This window comes from Marinobacter sp. M5B (genome assembly GCF_042604615.1).
In the GTDB taxonomy this organism is placed as follows: Bacteria; Pseudomonadota; Gammaproteobacteria; order Pseudomonadales; family Oleiphilaceae; genus Marinobacter; species Marinobacter salarius.
In genome coordinates, this window is the sequence record NZ_CP156894.1 from 1,944,525 (window position 1) to 1,963,291 (window position 18,767).

16 protein-coding genes are annotated in these 18,767 nt (G+C 57.6%); 10 read left to right on the top strand and 6 right to left on the bottom strand.

Annotation, left to right across the window (positions count from 1 at the left end; genetic code table 11):
- Positions 1-6 precede the first annotated feature (6 nt).
- The 4 genes from AAGD24_RS08755 to AAGD24_RS08770 are packed head-to-tail and all read left to right on the top strand — an operon-like array spanning position 7 to position 2,448.
- Positions 7-564: a CDP-alcohol phosphatidyltransferase family protein gene (locus AAGD24_RS08755; RefSeq protein ID WP_036206696.1), complete on the top strand. Its 558-nt coding sequence runs from the start codon at positions 7-9 to the stop codon at positions 562-564.
- Positions 543-1,259, top strand: a complete 717-nt coding sequence (gene hda, locus AAGD24_RS08760; RefSeq protein WP_075195269.1) for a DnaA regulatory inactivator Hda — start codon at positions 543-545, stop codon at positions 1,257-1,259. Before AAGD24_RS08755 ends, hda begins: the two co-directional genes overlap by 22 nt.
- Before the next feature lie 38 nt (positions 1,260-1,297).
- Entirely contained in the window at positions 1,298-2,095 is a 798-nt protein-coding gene (locus tag AAGD24_RS08765; RefSeq protein ID WP_036206700.1) for a ParA family protein, read from the top strand.
- Positions 2,096-2,109: 14 nt separating this feature from the next.
- Positions 2,110-2,448 (top strand): YqcC family protein, encoded by a 339-nt coding sequence (locus AAGD24_RS08770; protein ID WP_036206702.1) that lies wholly within the window; start codon positions 2,110-2,112, stop codon positions 2,446-2,448.
- Positions 2,449-2,510: 62 nt separating this feature from the next.
- On the opposite strand, the gene nadC is transcribed toward AAGD24_RS08770, so the two are convergent.
- Positions 2,511-3,359, bottom strand: a complete 849-nt coding sequence (gene nadC, locus AAGD24_RS08775) for a carboxylating nicotinate-nucleotide diphosphorylase (RefSeq protein WP_379867131.1) — start codon at positions 3,357-3,359, stop codon at positions 2,511-2,513.
- A gap of 224 nt (positions 3,360-3,583) precedes the next feature.
- On the opposite strand from nadC, the gene AAGD24_RS08780 reads away from it, so the two are divergent.
- The 4 genes from AAGD24_RS08780 (at position 3,584) to AAGD24_RS08795 (ending at position 9,726) form a co-directional block, all read left to right on the top strand.
- Positions 3,584-5,950: a DUF1631 domain-containing protein gene (locus AAGD24_RS08780; RefSeq protein ID WP_379867133.1), complete on the top strand. Its 2,367-nt coding sequence runs from the start codon at positions 3,584-3,586 to the stop codon at positions 5,948-5,950.
- A gap of 106 nt (positions 5,951-6,056) precedes the next feature.
- Positions 6,057-6,683, top strand: coding sequence for a 1,6-anhydro-N-acetylmuramyl-L-alanine amidase AmpD (gene ampD / locus AAGD24_RS08785; protein WP_379867135.1), 627 nt, complete (start codon positions 6,057-6,059; stop codon positions 6,681-6,683).
- A complete protein-coding gene (locus tag AAGD24_RS08790; RefSeq protein WP_085681081.1) occupies positions 6,683-7,570 on the top strand; it encodes a regulatory signaling modulator protein AmpE in 888 nt (295 codons plus the stop codon). Before ampD ends, AAGD24_RS08790 begins: the two co-directional genes overlap by 1 nt.
- Positions 7,571-7,674: 104 nt before the next feature.
- On the top strand, positions 7,675-9,726 hold the full coding sequence (locus tag AAGD24_RS08795) for a methyl-accepting chemotaxis protein (protein WP_379867137.1): 2,052 nt from the start codon (positions 7,675-7,677) through the stop codon (positions 9,724-9,726).
- Positions 9,727-9,758: 32 nt separating this feature from the next.
- Here the strand turns inward: AAGD24_RS08795 and AAGD24_RS08800 are convergent, their stop codons facing one another.
- The 4 genes from AAGD24_RS08800 to AAGD24_RS08815 form a co-directional block, all read right to left on the bottom strand.
- Entirely contained in the window at positions 9,759-10,703 is a 945-nt protein-coding gene (locus AAGD24_RS08800) for a ketopantoate reductase family protein (RefSeq protein ID WP_379867139.1), read from the bottom strand.
- 3 nt (positions 10,704-10,706) lie between these two features.
- Entirely contained in the window at positions 10,707-13,577 is a 2,871-nt protein-coding gene (locus tag AAGD24_RS08805; protein WP_379867141.1) for a valine--tRNA ligase, read from the bottom strand.
- Between the two features lie 262 nt (positions 13,578-13,839).
- Positions 13,840-14,313: a DNA polymerase III subunit chi gene (locus tag AAGD24_RS08810; RefSeq protein WP_085681075.1), complete on the bottom strand. Its 474-nt coding sequence runs from the start codon at positions 14,311-14,313 to the stop codon at positions 13,840-13,842.
- A complete protein-coding gene (locus AAGD24_RS08815) occupies positions 14,300-15,793 on the bottom strand; it encodes a leucyl aminopeptidase (protein ID WP_075195263.1) in 1,494 nt (497 codons plus the stop codon). Before AAGD24_RS08815 ends, AAGD24_RS08810 begins: the two co-directional genes overlap by 14 nt.
- Before the next feature lie 210 nt (positions 15,794-16,003).
- Between AAGD24_RS08815 and lptF the strand changes: the two genes are divergently transcribed.
- Both lptF and lptG read left to right on the top strand, forming a co-directional pair.
- Positions 16,004-17,107: an LPS export ABC transporter permease LptF gene (gene lptF, locus AAGD24_RS08820; RefSeq protein ID WP_085681073.1), complete on the top strand. Its 1,104-nt coding sequence runs from the start codon at positions 16,004-16,006 to the stop codon at positions 17,105-17,107.
- Complete coding sequence (gene lptG, locus AAGD24_RS08825) at positions 17,100-18,161, top strand: LPS export ABC transporter permease LptG (RefSeq protein WP_041335024.1); 1,062 nt, start codon at positions 17,100-17,102, stop codon at positions 18,159-18,161. Before lptF ends, lptG begins: the two co-directional genes overlap by 8 nt.
- Here the strand turns inward: lptG and AAGD24_RS08830 are convergent, their stop codons facing one another.
- Complete coding sequence (locus tag AAGD24_RS08830; RefSeq protein ID WP_036206731.1) at positions 18,162-18,701, bottom strand: RDD family protein; 540 nt, start codon at positions 18,699-18,701, stop codon at positions 18,162-18,164. It abuts the gene before it with no gap.
- Between the last annotated feature and the right edge of the window lie 66 nt (positions 18,702-18,767).

Here is an 18,767-nt window from a genome sequence, read left to right on the forward strand (position 1 = left end):
CATGTCATGACGCACCGCTGGCGCTGGATTCCAAATGCGCTGACGTTTTTGCGCATTTTGCTGATTGCTCCTTTTGCGGCAGCCCTTATGGCCAAGGAATATCGTTTTGCCCTGGTGATATTTTTTCTGGCATCCGCAACGGATGCCTTTGATGGTTTCCTGGCTCGTCACTACAACTGGCGAACCCGGCTTGGCGCCATTGCCGACCCATTGGCGGACAAGGCACTGCTGATCACCACCTATCTGATGCTGGCTATAACTGGCGTACTCCCGGCCTGGCTGTTCTGGTTGGTGCTGGGCCGGGATCTCCTGATCGTGTGTGGTGGGCTGGCGTTTCATTACGGTGTCGGTCGCTTTGAAATGCAGCCGAGCCTGCCCGGTAAACTTAACACCCTGATCCAGATTCTGGTGGCCCTCGCGATCATCATTCTGCTGGCGGATTTGCCGATGCAACCGTGGGTTATGGACGTTGGCATTCTGCTGGTGGCGGCCTCAGCCATTTTCAGCGGTGCGCACTATATCGGCGTATGGAGTCTGAGGGCATGGAGGGCAAAGAGGCAGTGAGTGCGTCACAGCTGGTGTTGGGGGTCAAGCTTCGAGACGACGCCCGTTTTGATAATTTTCATGGTGGCCGGAATGCCGATGCCGCGGCAAGACTTAAGTCTGCCTGCGAGCAGGTTGGTGTTGTACCCGTCATCGCCGTTTGTGGCGACGCAGACACCGGCAAAAGCCATCTGTTGCAGGCGGTCTGTCATCTGGCGGAGCAAAACCAACAGAGTGCGGTTTGTGTCAGCATGGAGGAGTTGTTTCCTCTGGGTCCCGACTCGCTCTCAGGGCTGGAAGGACAGTCAGTGATCTGCCTGGATGACCTGGATCTCATTGCGGGCCAGGAAAACTGGGAAGAGGCCATCTTCCATCTGTACAATCGGGTGAATGACCATGGGCACCTGATGGTCGTCAGCCTGTCGGAACTGCCGGCGTCGTTGCCATTCGGGTTGCAGGATCTGGTGTCCCGGTTGAGTCATGGCCTGACCATTCAATTGGGCATCTATCGCGACGATGATCGCCTGAGGATACTGATGGCGAGGGCGGAGCAGCGCGGCCTTGTCCTCAGTGATGATGTGGCCGTATTCATACTCAGGCGAGCACCCCGGAAACTGGCCGATCTGCTGGCCATTCTGGATCGCCTGGATGAAAACTCATTACGCGCCCAGCGACGACTGACGATCCCGTTCGTTAAGTCGGTGTTGGGCTGGTAAGGCGTTATATTCGCAGGGAAACTGTCAGAGGAAGCAGCATGAGACGAGTAGTGTTTAACCAGAAAGGTGGCGTCGGCAAGTCCAGTATCACCTGCAACCTGGCCGCGATCAGCGCCGCCCGGGGCAAACGAACACTGGTTGTCGATCTTGATCCCCAGGGTAATTCCACCCACTACCTGCTGGGTAGGCCCGCGGGCGAGCTCAAGGATACCATTGCCGACTACCTTGAGCAGACGGTAGCGTTTACCGTGTTTAATCGGCGCGCTGACGAGTTTGTCCACGCCTCTCCCTTCGACAACTTGTTTGTTATGCCTTCCAGCCCGGAACTGGATTTTCTGGAGCGCAAACTGGAAGCCAAGCACAAGATTTACAAGCTGAGAGAAGCACTGAAGAAGCTCGGTGAGTCGTTTGACGAAATCTACATTGATACGGCGCCGGCGCTCAATTTCTACACTCGATCCGCATTGATTGCGGCGCAGCGATGCCTGATCCCTTTCGATTGCGATGATTTTTCCCGTCAGGCTCTCTACAGCATCCTTCACGAGATTCAGGAGCTGCAGGAAGACCACAACGAAGACCTCGTGGTCGAAGGTATTGTCGCAAACCAGTTCCAGCCCCGCGCCAGCCTGCCAAAGAAGCTGGTGCGTGAGCTGATGGACGAGGGCCTGCCCGTATTGCCGGTGAGGTTGTCCAGCTCGGTGAAGATGAAGGAGTCGCACCAGAGCCGGCAACCGTTGATTCATATGGCACCGAAACATCCGCTGACTCGGCAGTATGAAGACCTGTACCGAGTGCTTCATGGCGAAACCGTTGAACTGGAACCCCTGGCAGATTGAGAGTGAGCGTATCTATGGCGAATTCGTCCGACCATACCACCCGTGTCGCGGACAGCCTGCTTCAGATAGAGATTGAGTTGCGGCGAATTGATGCGTGGGAGAGTGAGCCGCCATCGCCAGAGGCGCTGCAGAGTGCTCAGCCGTTTGCCGTGGACACGCTGGAGTTTACCCAGTGGTTGCAGTTCGTCTTTGTCAGCCGCATGAAAGTGTTGATTGAGGGCGGTCAGCCCCTGCCTCAGGTGTCAGGTATGGCACCGATGGCGGAAGAGCACTTCCGGGGCAGGGAAGAGTCCGGGGCCGCCCTGATTAGCAAGCTGGAAGAAATGGACCGCCTGCTGTCCGGACAGCCCTGAGCGTGTAATTAGCCCTGAGCGTATAATCAACCCTGAGCGTGTGAACCGGGCCTCCGGCCGAATCAGTCGTGAGTGTCCAGGCGCATGGACAGATCCACCGCCCTGACATCCTTGGTCAGTGCTCCGATAGAGATATAGTCGACACCGGTCTCGGCAATCGGCACCAGTGTCTCGCTGTTGACGCCGCCGGACGCTTCCAGCTTTGCGGCGCCAGCCGTTTGAATAACCGCCTGGCGCATATCCTCCAGTGAGAATTCATCCAGCATGATGATGTCCGCGCCTGCGGCCAGGGCCTGATCCAGTTCTTCCAGATTTTCGGTTTCCACTTCCACCGGCCGGCCAGGGGCAAGTCGGCGGGCCTCTCTGACGGCATCCGCAATGGAGCCACAGGCGGCAATGTGGTTTTCCTTGATCAGGAAGGCATCCCACAGACCAATGCGATGGTTATGGCAGCCACCGCAGGTGACCGCGTATTTCTGCGCCAGTCGCAGGCCAGGCAAGGTCTTGCGGGTATCCAGTAGCTGAACACCGGTATGGGCGACACGGCGGGCATGGCCGGCACATGTGGTGGCAACGCCGGACAGCAACTGCAGCCAGTTCAGGGCTGAGCGCTCGGCGGTGAGCAGGCTGCGAGCCGGGCCTTCCATGGAAAACAGCGATTGGCCGGGGCTTGCCTCGTCTCCGTCCTGCACCTGCCAGCTCAGGGTGACCCCCGGGTCCACCTGCCGGAACACCTCCTCAACCCATGCGCGTCCGGCAATGGTTGCGGCATCCCGGGTAATGACATGTCCGCGACTGATGCGCGCTTGTGGAATCAGCATGGCAGTAATGTCGCCATCTCCAATGTCTTCACGCAGGCTTTGTGCAACGGTTTCAATGCGGGACTGGCGAAGCAGTTCGGCTGGAATCATGGCAGAATTTCCGGTTGTTCAGTGGCGGTTTGGAGGCACGTTGGGTGTGCGGTTGTGATTCTATAGGCCACAGCCAGATTCGCCAAACGTGGAAAGGTGGGGGTGCTAAACTGTGACAACCATCACTTAGACACAAAAGGTGACAAATTCTGACACAAGGTGACGTGGGTAAGGCCTAAGATGTGCAATAACACATTTCTCCAGCTATCACCCGGAGCAGCCGAATGGCGCAGGATAACAAGGTTGTAAGTCTCAAAGGCCAGAAGCTTCCTGACAGGTTTTCCCTGCCGGGCTCTCTGGTGCGCCTGCGTGACGTATCGGGTCAGTCACTGAAGTCTGTACTGTCTGGTTTTTTCGACAAAGCGGACGACGCGCTTTTTGAGCTGGCGGACAAGGCTGGAACCAACCAGGATCAGACCGCGTACTTTGACGCCATGCGTGAGTTGAGGCTGCGGCGCAAGAACATGACCGTGTCGGTGCTGCAGTACGTCAGCCGCGCGTTCAATGACATCGGCTCGTTCAAGCCGGGTGGTGGCAGTGGCACCCTGGATGAGGTGGACCAGGACTCGCTGGCGTTGCTGGACCATTCCGATCTGGAGCAGCAGGTCGCCATCGACAACCTGATCAACAAACTGCGCAACCAACACGCGGAGGTTATACGCCTGCTGAATGTGCGGGTTGCTCACCTGCTGCCCTCGGTGCGTCTGGAAGATAGCCAGATGCCCCTGAGCCCGGAGGTGATCTGCGGAGGGGTTGCGGAAGCCTGTTCCGATCTGGATATCGATATCCGTGCCAAGCTGGTGGTGCTTAAACTGTTCGACCGCTTACTGGTGGGGGTTCTGGGTGATTTCTACAAGGATGCCAACAAAACCCTGATCGCCGAAGGGGTGCTGCCCGACATGCGTCGCCCGCCGGTCGGTGGCCAGGGCGCGTCTGGCAAATCCGCCCCGGCTGGGGGGCGGACTGCTGGGACGCTGTCAGCGAGCTCGGAGTCAGATGCGTCGGGGCCGCTCACGACGCCGTCCGACGATGTGCGGGCAACGTTTTCTGAACTGAGTGCTCTGTTGCACCAGGGGCAGAGTTCGAGCGAGTACGGCACAGAAAACAGTGGTGTGCCCAGCGCCGGCGCGCTCGATACCCGTACACTGATGACACGGCTTCACGAAATCCAGTCTCAGTCAGTCCATTGGGGGCAGGGTGAGGTTGTGCCTCTGTCAGAGCAACTACAGCAGGTGTTCCGGTCGGAAACCGGGAAGAAACATGATGTCGGCCAAGTGGACAGCGACGTTATCAATCTCGTGTCGATGTTGTTTGATTTTATCCTGGAAGACCGTCAGCTCCATCCGGTGATGAAGTCCGTGATCGGGCGCCTTCAGATTCCCGTACTCAAGGTGGCGTTGAGCGACAACAATTTCTTTAACCGGGGCGGACATCCGGTACGGAAGCTGCTGAATGAACTGGCCATGTCTGCTATCGGTTGGACCGAGAAAAAGGCCGGCCAGCGTGATCCGCTACGAGACAAGATCGAGTCGGTGGTTGATCGCGTGCTTAACGAATTTACCGACAACGTCGATATTTTCAGTGAGTTGCTCAGCGATTTCGGCCATTTCATGGATTTGGACCGTCGTCGCAGGGAGCTCGTGGAGCAGCGTCTGCGTGATGCTGAGGAAGGCAGGGCCAAGCAGGAGCGGGCATCCAAAGCGTCTGAGAACCTGCTGAACGAACAGATTACCGGTCGGGATCTGTCTCCTCCGGTCGTCACACTGTTGAATGAGGCGTGGGCAAAGTATCTACAGTGGATCGTGCTGCGTGAGGGTGAAGACAGTGAGCGCTGGGATGAGGCATGTGACCTTACCCGGCAACTCGTATGGAGTGTTGATCCCAGGCCCATCAACGACAACACTCGCAGCGAGCTGCTGCGGTCGATTCCGGGAATCGTGGACGGTCTGAGAAACGCCCTGCAGGAAATTTCGTGGGACCCATTTGCCACCGATGCCGCCATAAGAGACCTTGAACTGGCCCACGTGGATGTGTTCCAGCGCCTTGTCACCACAACCCGCCCTGCTGTGGCGCCCGAACCTGAACCTCAGGCTGCGCCCCAAAAGGTGGAGGCGGAACCGTCTGTGGTCTCCAGGGATATGTCGGATACCGCGCCCAAAGCTCCAGAGAAAGTGGAGCGAACGACTGAGGGCGTAATGGCAGGCGCCTCCGAGCCCTCGGATGCCACCACGTCTGTATCTGCTAGCCCCGTGCCAAGCCCTGAAGAGCCGGCCGCAGAGGAATTGGCCGAGAGCTCCGGGGCAAATGTCGAGCTTCAATGGCTGGAGCGGGCTGATGGCCTTCGTGTTGGCTCCTGGGTTGAGCTGACCCGTGATGGCAACAAAACACGCTGCAAGCTGGCCGCGTTTATCAAGGCGACGGGCAAGTACATCTTCGTTAATCGCAGTGGTGCCAAAGTGGCGGAATATCAGCGTGAAAACCTTGCACTGGCGCTCGCTGCGGATGAGATCTCCATGTTGGACGACGGCCTGATATTCGACCGGGCGCTGGAATCCATCATCGACAACCTTCGCAGTAGCCGCAAGGACTGATCGTATAGCAAGACCGGAGACTTTGTGCTTCAATCAGGGGCATCAAAGCAACAACGGCGAACGCATCGGTGGTCCGGTCTGTTCGCCCCGGCCTGTTGGAACCACATTGTCTGAAACCATCCCTTCGCGCAACACCATTGACCTGTCGCCACCGGCTGTCGCCGGATTACGGACGACCGGTCGGGTAGCCGGCGCCCGTTGGTGCCCGTCTCCAAATTTTGGCAAACGCCCCGAAGGGGCGGCAATATCCCTGTTGGTTGTTCATAATATCAGCCTTCCTCCCGGGCAGTTCGGAGGCGATGCCATCGAACGGTTTTTCTGCAACCAACTGTCCCCCTCAGAGCACCCCTATTTCGAGACCATCGCCGATATGAAGGTTTCGTCACACCTGTTGATCCGCCGGGATGGCGAATGCCTTCAGTTCGTCAGCTTGTTGGAGCGCGCGTGGCATGCCGGGCGGTCCTGCTTTCAGGGCCTGGAAGAGTGCAACGATTATTCAATCGGCATTGAGCTGGAGGGCGCGGATGACATTCCATACACCGCAGCTCAGTATGAGGTGCTTGCTGAGGTGTCAGCATTAATCATGAAATCGTGGCCGGCCATCACGCCAGAGAGGATCACCGGGCACAGCGATATCGCACCCGGTCGCAAAACCGATCCGGGCCCGGCTTTTGACTGGCCCCGATATCGGCAACTGCTTGGTACAGGGCATGGCAACGGAGCGGATAACTGATGGTATTGGTGGTGTTTCTGCTCGCTTACCTGGTGAGACGCAAGCTGGATGCGGCCAACGCCTGGTCTTCTGAGCCGTTGTGGCGTTCCGCGTTTAACCGGGGAGGCGCTGAAAGGTCTGGTAACGAGGCAGGCCTATGGAAGGGGCTGGTTATTATTCTTGTGCCCTCGCTGATTCTGGCCGCCGGGGAGTACTATCTGCACACCATTGGCTGGCGCATGGCCGCGTATCCATTGGAGTTTTTGTTGATGGTGTTGTTGATGGGTGCGCCGGGTTGGCGGGCGCGCCTGGAGGTTTACAGCGAATCCTGGGCCAGGGGCGACATGCAGTCCGCTTGGCATCACGTTATGGATATTTTACCGGCTGAGGAACGGGGCGCGGCAACGTCGCCCGATGAGATGCATCTGGCTTTGTCACGAACGCTGATGGTCAGCGTCTTCGAGCGTTTTTTTCTGGTCGCTTTCTGGTATGCCGTTGGCGGTATTGCGGCTGCCTTCTTTGCGAGGGGAGTTGTCGCGTTAAGGGATCACTGGCCGCAGGTGGCAGCGAGACCAGGGTTTGCCGCGCTGGCGGAGATACTCAATTGGCTTCCCTCACGACTACTGTCCTTCACGTTTGGAGTCGCAGGTGATCTTGCCGGCTGGATGAAAGAAGGAAAACGAAGACTGTTTGATTTTAGCCTCAGAACCAACCAGCTATTGATGGGCGCCGCGAGCGCGGCATTGACGGGCTATGCACTGGACCCGGAACGGTTCTCAAAGATCCATCCGGACGAATGGGCGGGCTTTGGTGGTCGCAGCCTGGAGGCCATCCGGGATTTGCTGAACCGAAGCATGCTGGTCTGGATCTGCATCCTTGCGCTGCTGGTTATTGCCGGTGTGCGCTGATCACGACATTTTGACAAAAATTACATTTTTACGCCGAAAAACACTCAAGTTTGTAGTACTTTAGTCGACAATATAAACAAATAAAATAAAGTTCCATCCTTTCGATGCTTTCTGTGGGGGTACACGTGAACCAGCTTATCAAGCCTGCAGTAGCGCTGATGAATCGGCTGCCGATGTTCTACAAATTCAGCCTGATCAGTGTGTTGTTCCTGCTTCCCATTATTGCCCTTTCCTGGTTGGTTATCAGTGAACTGAACCGGTCGGTTGATACCATGACCCGGGGCGTGGAGGGATTGGAGCAGCTCGAAAAGGTGGATACGCTGCTGGCAGAGTCCATGGCATACCGGGATTTTCGTGCCCCCGGCAAGATCAAGGATGACAATGAACTGCTCTCACAGTCCGCAGAGTCGTCAGAAACGATTGATAGAATTCTTGAGGAACTGGTTAACACAGAGGCTCATTTTGATGAGTCCGGTAACTGGTCCCAGCAGGTGGCGATGCTGGTGGAAGAGTGGCAAACACTCAAGTCGACTGACAGTTATCAGGGCAATATCGACCCCCAGTTCAAGTATTATCAGGAGTTCGTCCAGAAAGTGCGGGCGCTCTTGTCCGCGACCATTGAAATTTCCGGCCTGGGGCAGGACGCATCCCGGGAAAACCTGCTGCTTCTGGGGCTTTTGCGTGAGTCGCTGCCGGATGCCCGCAGCATCATTGGCCGGGCCAGGACGTTCGGGACCTTTGCGCTCATCGACGGGCAGGTGGGTTACAACCTCAGTGACGCTCTTAATGAAATCTATGACGAACTGACCAACCGCGCATCACTGCTCGGGCCTGCACTGACCGTATCGATGGACGCATCGCCGACCCTGGAGAAAATGACAGGTGATGCTGTCGAGGGCATTCTCGAGAGTCTGGTGGTTGTGCGTGACGAGCTGGATGCCAACATCATCACGCCCATGCGCCTCGAGTTACCCTGGCGGGATTTCAACCGCACCATCGAAAACCAGCTTGCCCATTACGATGCGCTCAAGGCTGGAATTTTTGACGTCGTTGGCGCAAACCTGAACTCACGCCTGGAGGGCGAGCTGCAGCAACGGCAGTTGATTATTGCCGCATTGGTAATTGTCCTGTTAGTGGTGGTTTACCTCTACGTCGGCTTCTTTATGTCGGTACGCACGGCTATTAATCGTTTCAGCACGGCAGCAAGGTCCGTGGCTGAGGGCGATATGACAACTCACATCCAATTGGATAATCGTGATGAATTGGGTGAGCTGACTACCGAGTTCAACAACATGACGGACCGGATTGCCGAATTGATCCGCTCAGTGAGTAGCACTACATCTGACGTCGATCGGCAGGCCACTCGTGTCAACGATACCGCGGCTGCGAACAGTGAGGCCGTTGCGCGGCAGATGGAGGAGTCTGGCCAGATCAACGAAGCCATGAACCAGATGGTGGAAGCGGTCAATGAGGTCACTGAGAGTGCTCATCGCGTGTCTGATAGCGCTGGCGCGGCTGAAGAGGATACCGAGAGAGGCCGCGGAGTGGTTGCGGATACCGTCGCCACCATCAACCGTCTTGCCACCGAAATCTCCGGCGCGGTTGATGTCATCAACCGGGTAAACGCCGACAGCGATAACATCAGCCAGGTTCTGGTCGAAATCAAGGCGATTGCGGAGCAGACCAATCTCCTGGCATTGAATGCGGCCATCGAGGCTGCGCGCGCCGGTGAGCAGGGCCGTGGTTTTGCGGTGGTGGCAGACGAAGTACGTTCACTGTCACAGCGTACCCACAAATCGACTGAAGAAATCGAGGGTATGATCACCCGGTTGCAGAGCGGCGTGAAGGAAGCCGTTGCGGCCATGACCAACAGCCATGACGTGACTGAAACCACGGTGAAGAAATCGGCGGAAGTGACGGAAGCGCTGGACCGGATTGCCCAGGGGATTTCGACCATTGTTGATATGAGCCACCAGATCGCACAGGCGGCTGAGGAGCAGTCTGCCGTGGCGAAGAACGTCAATACCAACGTTGAACAGATCAGTGTCCTGGGTGAGAAAACGGCAGATAACGCCGAGGAAACCCTGGCATCGTCACGGGAAATGTCACAACTGACTGCATCCCTGCAGCGTCTCGTGGAAGCGTTCAGGGTCTGACATTCGGGATCTGAATGGTATGCTCCTGACATCTATGGCGATAGCTGTTTAATACGGTTTGTCAGCATCTGGTTTGTCGGAACATCAACGCCCAGCGCATGCCCGCGCCCGACGATGTACCCATTGATAAAGTCAATTTCGGTAGGGCGGCCCCGCCGCCTGTCGCTGCGCATGGATGAGGTATTCCGCGCCGTTTTGCGGGCAACCGTTTCGATGCGTTCGCGAATTGTGATTGATGGCAGGACTTTTCCGATATCCTCCTTCATCACCTTCGAGATTTCGTCGCACAACTCATCGATGTGTTCCCGGTAGAACGGGTCCGTGAGGATGTCACCATTAGGGCAGTCGAGGATTGCCGTAAAGGCATTGATACCCGCATTGATGATCAGTTTGTCCCACAGCCGCCTCTGAATGTCTTGCTCTGCATGAACCGTTAACCCGCTGGTGCCAAGCGCCGTTACTACCTGCGTCAGATGCGTCGTCGCACTCTTGGTTAATGGGCCAACCCAGGTTTCGCCTTTGCCGGCGTGGACTGTGCAGCCTGGTGCTGGGCGGTTCGCTCCTTCGGTGGTGCTGGCGGCCAGGATCGGTCGTTGTGGCCAACGCTCGGCGACCGCTTGCTGGCAGCCCAAGCCGTTCTGGAACAGGACGATGGGAGTATCTGGGGAAAGGTCATGGAGGTTGGATTCAATGGCACCGAGCGTATCGCCCGCCTTCGTGGTGACCATCAACAGTGAGGGGGGTGCCTCGGTGGCGAGCAGGTAGGGAACTGTGACAACTTCCTCCGGGCCTTCGAACCGCCGGAACGTGTAAGTCAGTGCGGGGTTACCTGTTTCCGGGGTAACCTTGCGACGAGGGATAAACGTTACCGTCCCGGTGGGCAGGTAGCCCGCCCAGAGTTGGCCCATGGAGCCTGCTCCGAGAATGGCAATGCGGCCATTCCCGGACAGACCCTGATTCTTCCCTGCCTCGGCCACGGGTTACATGGCCTCGATGGCGGCCCGCTGCTCGCTGAGCCGGCTCATGCTGCCCTGGGCATCGCTGAGCTTTTCCTTCTCTTTTTCTACCACCTCTGCGGGCGCCTTGGCAGTGAATTTCTCGTTGCCAAGTTTTCCTTCCAGTCGGCCAACTTCTTTTTGCAGTCGCTCCAGTTCCTTGTCCAGTCGCTTGAGTTCGGCATCCTTGTCAATCAGACCGGCCATGGGCACCAGCACTTCCATCTCGCCAACCAATTGGGTGGCTGACATGGGGGCTTCGCCTTCGGTAAACCATTCCAGGCTGTCCAGGCGCGCCAGTGATGACAGGAACTGTCGGTTCTCGTCCAAGCGGCGTTTGTCGTCTGGGTTTTTACCACGCAGAAGCACCGGGATGGCTTTTGCCGGGGAGATGTTCATCTCGCCGCGGATATTCCGAACAGCGACAATCACGCCTTTCAGCCATTCAATATCGGCGGCAACCGCAGAGTCCTGCTTGTTGGCATCTGGCTGGGGGAAGGGTTGCAGCATAATGCTGTCACCACTCTTACCGGCCAGAGGTGCGATGCGCTGCCAGATTTCTTCGGTGATGAACGGCATCATCGGGTGCGCCAGGCGAAGGACCGCTTCCAGCACCCGTACCAGGGTGCGGCGGGTGCCACGTTTGGCTTCCGCACTGGCGTTGTCGTCGTTCAACGCCGGCTTGGAGAGTTCCAGGTACCAGTCGCAGTATTCGTTCCAGATGAACTCATACAGGGCGTACGCGGCCAGGTCGAACCGGTACTGGTCAAGATGGCGGATCACGTCCTGCTCGCAGGTTTGCAGCTCGCTGATGATCCAGCGGTCTGCCAGCGACAATTCCACGGCCTCACCGTTGACGCCGCAATCCTCGCCCTCGGTGTTCATCAGCACGTAACGGGCAGCGTTCCACAGCTTGTTGCAGAAGTTACGATAGCCTTCAAGGCGCTTCATGTCCCAGTTGATGTCGCGGCCGGTGGTCGCCATAGCGGAGAGGGTGAAACGCAGGGCATCCGTACCATGAGCGGTAATGCCTTCCGGGAACTCCTTCCGGGTGCGCTTCCCGATCTTCTCGGCCAGTTTGGGCTGCATCAGGTTGCCAGTGCGTTTCTCCAGCAGGTCATCGAGCTCGATGCCGTCGATCATGTCCAGTGGGTCAATCACGTTGCCCTTGGACTTGGACATCTTGTCGCCGTGCTCGTCGCGGATCAGGCCGGTCACATACACGGTCTTGAACGGTACCTGTGGGGTGCCGTCCTCGTTTTTCATGAAGTGCATCGTCATCATGATCATCCGGGCCACCCAGAAGAAAATGATGTCAAAACCGGTCACGAGAACGTTGGTGGGGTGGAAGGTTTTCAGCCGCTCGGTGATTTCCGGCCAGCCCAGGGTGCCGAAGGTCCACAGGGCGGAGCTGAACCAGGTGTCGAGCACGTCGTCGTCCTGGTTTAGCTGCAGGTCGGCGGCAAGGTTGTGTTTCTGGCGCACTTCCTCTTCACTACGACCGACGTAGATATTGCCCTCGGCGTCGTACCAGGCGGGAATACGGTGGCCCCACCACAGTTGGCGGGAGATGCACCAGTCCTGGATATCCCGCATCCAGGCGAAGTACATGTTTTCGTACTGCTTGGGCACGAACTGGATACGACCGTCTTCGACCGCTTCGATCGCCGGCTTTGCCAGGGTTTTGGCATCGGCAAACCATTGGTCGGTCAGCATGGGTTCGATGATCAGGCCGGAGCGGTCGCCCCTTGGCACGCTCAGCACGTGGTCTTCGACTTCCTGTACCAGGCCTTCGGCATCCATATCCGCCACAATCCGCTTGCGGGCCTGTTCGCGGGTGAGGCCGGCGTACGCAGCCGGCAGGCTGCCGTCCACATCGGTGTTTTCAGTGCCATCGGCGTTGACCACTTCGGCTACATCGCGGATGCAGGCGTCCTGGGTCATGACGTTGATCATTACCAGGTTGTTGCGCTTGCCCACGGCGTAGTCGTTAAAGTCGTGGGCGGGGGTGATCTTGACGCAGCCGCTGCCTTTTTCAGGGTCGGCGTGGGTGTCGGCGAGAATGGGAATGCGTCGGCCTACCAGCGGGAGGTCAACGAATTTGCCAATCAGGTGCTGGTAGCGCTCATCGTCCGGGTGCACGGCCACGGCAGTATCGCCAAGCATGGTTTCCGGGCGAGTAGTCGCCACCACTAGATAGCTCTTGCCATCCTGCGTCTTTTCGCCGTCGGCCAGCGGGTAGCGAAGGTGCCAGAAAAAGCCTTTCTCTTCCTTGTTCTCGACCTCAAGGTCGGAAATGGCGGTATGCAGCTTCGGGTCCCAGTTGACCAGGCGCTTGCCACGGTAGACCAGGCCTTCGTCGTACAGGCGGATGAACACTTCCTGCACGGCTTTGTAGAAGCCGTCGTCCATGGTGAAACGCTCATGGTCCCAGTCCACCGAGTTACCCAGACGGCGGATTTGGCCGGTGATAGTGCCACCGGAATGTGCCTTCCAGTCCCAGATGCGCTTGATGAATTCTTCCCGGCCAAGGTCATGACGGGTTTTGTCTTCTTCCGCCGCGAGCTTGCGTTCAACCACCATCTGGGTGGCGATACCGGCGTGGTCGGTGCCTACCTGCCAAAGGGCATTGCGGCCCTGCATACGTTTGAATCGGGTGAGCGTGTCCATAATGGTGTGCTGGAACGCATGGCCCATGTGGAGGCTGCCGGTGACGTTGGGCGGTGGGATGGCGATGCTGAAGGATTCGCCTTCGCCCCCCTCCGCCTTTTCTGAACGGGGGCGGAAGTACCCTTTGGACTCCCAGTTTTCGTACCACTGGCGCTCGATGTTTTCTGGCTGGTAGGTTTTTTCCATGGGTTTCTGCTGGTGACCGTTTGGTTGATTCACAAGGGAAATTCAAGGCGTCTGATTATACATGCTCACTTGGGTTGCGGCGAACCTTGGGGTGCAGGGGCATGGGGGTAGTTTGAATTTCGGAAAGAAAAAGAACTCGCTGCGCTCAGACACCTTTTTGCTGTCCGAAATTCAAACTACCCCCATACCCTTATGGAGTCCGAGTTGTCTCGGCTGTGTTCAATGGTTTTGCCTGGGTTTGATTGTGAGCCTGTTTTACGTCTCACCGCTTCCTTTGGTCATGCACTCGAGGCTCAATTCCCAATGCCCGTAACTGCTTGAAATGCGATCGTGCCTGACTCAACACCGTTTCGTCGTTATGGGCAACCAGCGCCAATCGTTTAAACCGGTCTGCGTCCGCAGGCAGGGTGGATGAGAGGATGATCACCGTGTCCCAGTCTTCCGCTACCGGTTGGCAAAGCAATATCCCAACGGGATCAGTGCAGGTCGTGGCGGAGTCCGGCACGATGCTGTGGGGTATAAAAGCCTCGGGGCTGAAGTTCCAGAGCAGGTCGTCCAGTTCCTGAGCCTGTTGCATGGTGTCACAGACGACGCCCACGCGGTCTCCCTGCTGGCGCGCCTTGTCCACCAGTTTGGCGGTATGGAGATTGCGAGCCGCAGGGGTGTTCTGGGCGAGGATGTGGAACCAGTAGGACTGGTTCCGTTCATCCTGTGAGCCCGGATTACTTTCCTGCATGTGACATCAGGTAGTCGACCAGCATAGGTACCGGGCGGCCAGTCGAGCCTTTGGCTTTGCCGGAGAGCCAGGCAGTACCTGCAATGTCCAGGTGGGCCCAGGGGTAGTCCTTGGTGAACCGGGACAGGAAGCAGGCAGCGGTGATGGTGCCGGCCGGGCGACCACCAATGTTCTGCATGTCAGCAAAGTTGCTGTCGAGCTGGCTCTGATATTCGTCCCACAGAGGTAGGCGCCAGGCGCGGTCACCAGCGCGTTCACCAGCGGCCAGCAGTTCGTTGGCCAGGGTGTCGTTGTTGCTCAGCAGGCCGGTGGCATGGCTGCCCAGGGCGATGATGCAGGCGCCAGTCAGTGTGGCCATGTCGACGACCACTTCCGGGTCGAATTTCTTGACGTAGGTGAGGGCGTCGCACAGTACGAGTCGGCCTTCTGCGTCGGTGTTCAGGATTTCGATGGTCTGGCCAGACATGGAAGTAACAATGTCACCCGGGCGTGTCGCAGTGCCGCTGGGCATGTTCTCGGCGGCGGCGATTACGGCAACCACGTTGATTTTGGGTTTGGTCTCGGCAATGGTTTTCATGGCGCCGAACACGGCGGCGGCGCCACCCATGTCGTACTTCATTTCATCCATGCCTTCGCCGGGCTTGAGGCTGATGCCGCCGGTGTCAAAGGTAATGCCTTTGCCCACGAGGACGTAAGGCTTGTCTTTCGCCTTGCCGCCACGGTATTCCATTACGATCAGTTTGGCGGGTTGGGCGCTGCCGGCAGACACGGACAGTAAGCTGTGCATGCCCAGCTTTTGCATCTGCTTTTCGTCCAGCACGTCGGTCTTGATGACGTCGTTGTCTTTGGCCAGTTTCTCAGCCTGCTCAGCCAGCCAGGTGGGATGGCAGATATTCGGCGGTGTGTTGCCCAAATCCCGGGTGAAATTCATACCACGGCCGGTTGCCAGACCAAGATTGAAGGCGTCCTTCAGGGCCTTTCCGGCGGAGGAGGCAGCAACGGTCACCTTCGTCAGTTTGCGTTGTGATGGTTTCTCGCTCTTGAATTCGCTGAACCGGTAGAACTGCTCTTCCAGGGTGCGGCCGATCAGGTTCAGGCGTGCCGTTTCCGAACTGGTGGCGTCGTCACCAGTGACAAGGGTGTCGCTCAGGCCGACCAGTACGTGTTTGGACGGGCCATCCTTGATCTGGCTGGCCATGGCGATCAGCGATTTGCGGTAGTTGGCGGGGGAGCGATCCTTGTCGGCGCCGGTGCCAACGACCAGCAGGCGAGCCCAGGGCTGGCCTTCGAGTGGAACGAGCAGGGTGGTTGCATTTTTACCGGTAGCATCCCCGTTCTTCTGCAGGGTCTTGATCAGTCCGCCCAGGGCTTCGTTTGCTTGGGTCGTGGAAGCAGGCCAGTCACCTTTTTCCGGCAGGGCAACAACCAGGCAATCCGCTTTGGTATCCGAAATGGGCTTACTGCTCAGAGTAAAATTCATAGCAACTCCCGTTGGTTATTCTGATGGAGGACAGGCCCGGCCTCGGGCTTGAATGTCCGAATGCCTATAGCATTGGGGTTTGGGGGTAAATTATCAAGCGCTGACAGGTTGTTAACGCCTGTGCTCTGTCATTCGGCACCAAGGTTACTTAGAATACGGCGAATCCCGATTTCCATCGACTCCGGTCGCATCCGGCTCTGAGAGACCGATTTGAGCATCGTTTTCCGATACCTAACCCGCCAGGTGATCATCAGCATGCTTGCCGTATCCGGCATTCTGTTGCTGGTGTTCATGAGCGGCCGGTTTATCAAGTATCTGGCGGAAGCCGCTGCCGGTGAGCTGGCGGGCGATGTGTTGTTCCAGATTATGGCTTACCGTTTTCCCGGTTTCCTGGAGCTGATCCTGCCCCTGGGCTTTTTCATTGGCATCCTGCTGGCGTACGGGCGCATGTACCTGGAAAGTGAAATGACGGTGCTGTTTGCCTGTGGTGTGAGCGACAAGCAGCTGTTGATGAAAACACTTCTTGGCAGTATTCCGGTGATGTTGGTGGTGGGGGCCATGAGCCTCTATGTGTCTCCCTGGGGCATGAAGAAAGTCGAGGGGATATTCAACGAGCAACGCCAGGCGACGGAGTTTGAGATGTTGGCACCGGGGCGCTTCCAGTCGTTGTCGTCTGGCGAACGTGTGACTTACACGGAAGCGCTGAGTGAAGACAAGCGTCGGCTTGAGGGAGTGTTCATTGCCGAGCACAGTGAAGACGGCAAGGGGCTTACCATCATTACCGCCCGGGAAGGGTCCCAGTTTATTGACGAGCAAACCGGCAGCCGCTTCCTGGTGCTCGAAGATGGTGCCCGTTTTGAAGGCTTGCCGGGGCAACTGGCGTACGACGTCACCGGGTTCGAAGCCTACGGGCTCAAGATCCGCAGTGGCAGTGCGGGTGAGAAAGAGCTGGAGGAAGGGCTTGCGACCTCCGCCTTGATGGCGTCGGATGATCCGGAGCACCGAGCCATGCTGCACTGGCGGTTCACACTGCCGCTCATCGTGCCGATTGTCACCCTTCTGGCTGTGCGCCTTAGCCGGGTGAATCCCCGGCAGGGGCGATTCTTCCACTTGTTGCCGGCCATGCTGGTCTATATCACTTACCTTGGTTTGCTCATCGTGGCCCGTGATGCCCTTGAAGGTGGCAAGGTGCCCGAATGGATCGGGTTGCTATGGGTGCACGCCCTGTTTCTGGCCCTCGGGTTATGGCTGCAGTTCGGGCCTGCCTGGCTCTACCGCCGGCGCCTGCTGAAGGAGGCGCGGCAACATGCGTAAGATCGATCGCTATGTGATGAGCACGGTGGGTGGTGCCATGTTCCTGGTGATGCTTGTGGTGCTTTCCCTGGACCTGATCTTCGCATTTATCGCCGAGTTGGACGACGCGGAAAACGATTACCAGACGCTCCAGGCGTTGCTCTATGTGTTGATGACATTGCCGCGGCGCATCTATGACTACCTCCCGCTTGGCGCCTTTATGGGGTGCCTGGTCGGCCTCGGCACCATGGCGAGTTCGTCGGAGCTCACGGTTATCCGGGCCGCGGGCGTTTCTCTCAAACGGATTGTCTGGTCTGCCATGAAGCCGACCTTGGTGGTGGTGGTTCTTGGTGTGCTGATTGGCGAGTACATCGCGCCACCGGCTGAGCGGATGGCACAAAGCCAGAAGACCGTGGCCCAGGGCGCGGGTGAAAATATTGCTTCTGCCTCGGGCATCTGGCACCGGGAGGGTGATGTGTTCATGCATCTGAATGCGGTTCAGCCCAACGGCGTCTTGCACGGGGTGTCGCTGTTCAGATTTGATGAGGAACGTTGGCTGGTGTCCGCCAGTTTCGCTGAAAGAGGGATCTATCAGGGCGATCACTGGCTGTTGGAAAACGTGGCCACTACCAGGCTAAGCGGTGAAAAAACCACCCAGGAAACCCATCGGGCCCTGCGATGGGAAACTGGTCTGTCGCCCAGCGTTCTCAGTGTGCTGATTGTAAAGCCGGAGGACCTTGCGATCTCCGGTCTCTATACCTACGCGAGCTATCTGGGAGAGCAGGGCCTGAATGCCGCCAACTACTGGCTGGCGTTCTGGAAAAAAGTGCTTATGCCACTGGGCACCGCAGTCATGGTGCTGGTCGCGATTTCTTTCGTTTTCGGCCCGCTCCGGTCCGTTACCATGGGGTTCCGGGTTTTTACGGGCCTGATTGTGGGGCTATTGTTCAAGTACATGCAGGACCTGCTGGGCCCCATGAGCCTGGTGTTTGGCTTTAACCCGGTGCTGGCAATCGTCCTGCCAATCGCGATTAATGCGGTGGTTGGTGCGGTACTGATGAAAAGGGCCGGATAGCTACTTCTTTTTAGTCTCTTTGGGGACAGTGGCAACGATACTGCCAGAAGCGCGGTCGGTCAGCGACAACCCGTTGATCGGGTAGAACAGCGCCAGGATCGCCGGAATAGTCACGAAGAGAGTCGCTGCGTTCAGGTAATAGGCACCCAGCAGCGCGACGAACAGGATAGCCGCCGCGGCCACGTATCGCTTCAGGGCCTGTGTCCAGGACACGGACGTGCCGTCCAGGTTTTCAATGCGAATACGCCACACCTGCATGCCGAGTGTCTGGCCGTTTTTGGTCCAGAAGTATCCAAAGAACAGATACAGCGCCAGGAACAGCACAAATGTGAGCAGTGGGTCTGCCTTCAGAGTCCCCGCTTCCGCCATGGCTTCATATTGGTCCCACCCGGTGACCCAACCCGCTACAAGGGTGTACATCCAGGTAGTTACCAGTAGCACCGCTATGCTGATCAACGAATCGTAAATCACCGCCATCAGTCGCTTGATGAATGCAGCGGGAGGAAGGAGTTCCTCAGCGGTATGAAAGCGGCGGGGCATGGCTTCTCCTGTGATGTTTCACGTTTTTCCTGTTCTCGGCGTGTGCTAGAGTAGCGGATTTGCAAG

Coding starts and splice junctions, on each gene's coding strand:
- AAGD24_RS08765 (WP_036206700.1), top strand. CDS start 1,298: ATGAGACGAGTAGTGTTTAACCAGAAAGGTGGCGTCGGCAAGTCCAGT.
- AAGD24_RS08805 (WP_379867141.1), bottom strand. CDS start 13,577: ATGGAAAAAACCTACCAGCCAGAAAACATCGAGCGCCAGTGGTACGAA.
- AAGD24_RS08770 (WP_036206702.1), top strand. CDS start 2,110: ATGGCGAATTCGTCCGACCATACCACCCGTGTCGCGGACAGCCTGCTT.
- lptG (WP_041335024.1), top strand. CDS start 17,100: ATGCGTAAGATCGATCGCTATGTGATGAGCACGGTGGGTGGTGCCATG.
- AAGD24_RS08780 (WP_379867133.1), top strand. CDS start 3,584: ATGGCGCAGGATAACAAGGTTGTAAGTCTCAAAGGCCAGAAGCTTCCT.
- AAGD24_RS08795 (WP_379867137.1), top strand. CDS start 7,675: ATGCTTTCTGTGGGGGTACACGTGAACCAGCTTATCAAGCCTGCAGTA.
- hda (WP_075195269.1), top strand. CDS start 543: ATGGAGGGCAAAGAGGCAGTGAGTGCGTCACAGCTGGTGTTGGGGGTC.
- nadC (WP_379867131.1), bottom strand. CDS start 3,359: ATGATTCCAGCCGAACTGCTTCGCCAGTCCCGCATTGAAACCGTTGCA.
- AAGD24_RS08790 (WP_085681081.1), top strand. CDS start 6,683: ATGGTATTGGTGGTGTTTCTGCTCGCTTACCTGGTGAGACGCAAGCTG.
- AAGD24_RS08830 (WP_036206731.1), bottom strand. CDS start 18,701: ATGCCCCGCCGCTTTCATACCGCTGAGGAACTCCTTCCTCCCGCTGCA.
- AAGD24_RS08755 (WP_036206696.1), top strand. CDS start 7: ATGACGCACCGCTGGCGCTGGATTCCAAATGCGCTGACGTTTTTGCGC.
- AAGD24_RS08815 (WP_075195263.1), bottom strand. CDS start 15,793: ATGAATTTTACTCTGAGCAGTAAGCCCATTTCGGATACCAAAGCGGAT.
- AAGD24_RS08810 (WP_085681075.1), bottom strand. CDS start 14,313: ATGCAGGAAAGTAATCCGGGCTCACAGGATGAACGGAACCAGTCCTAC.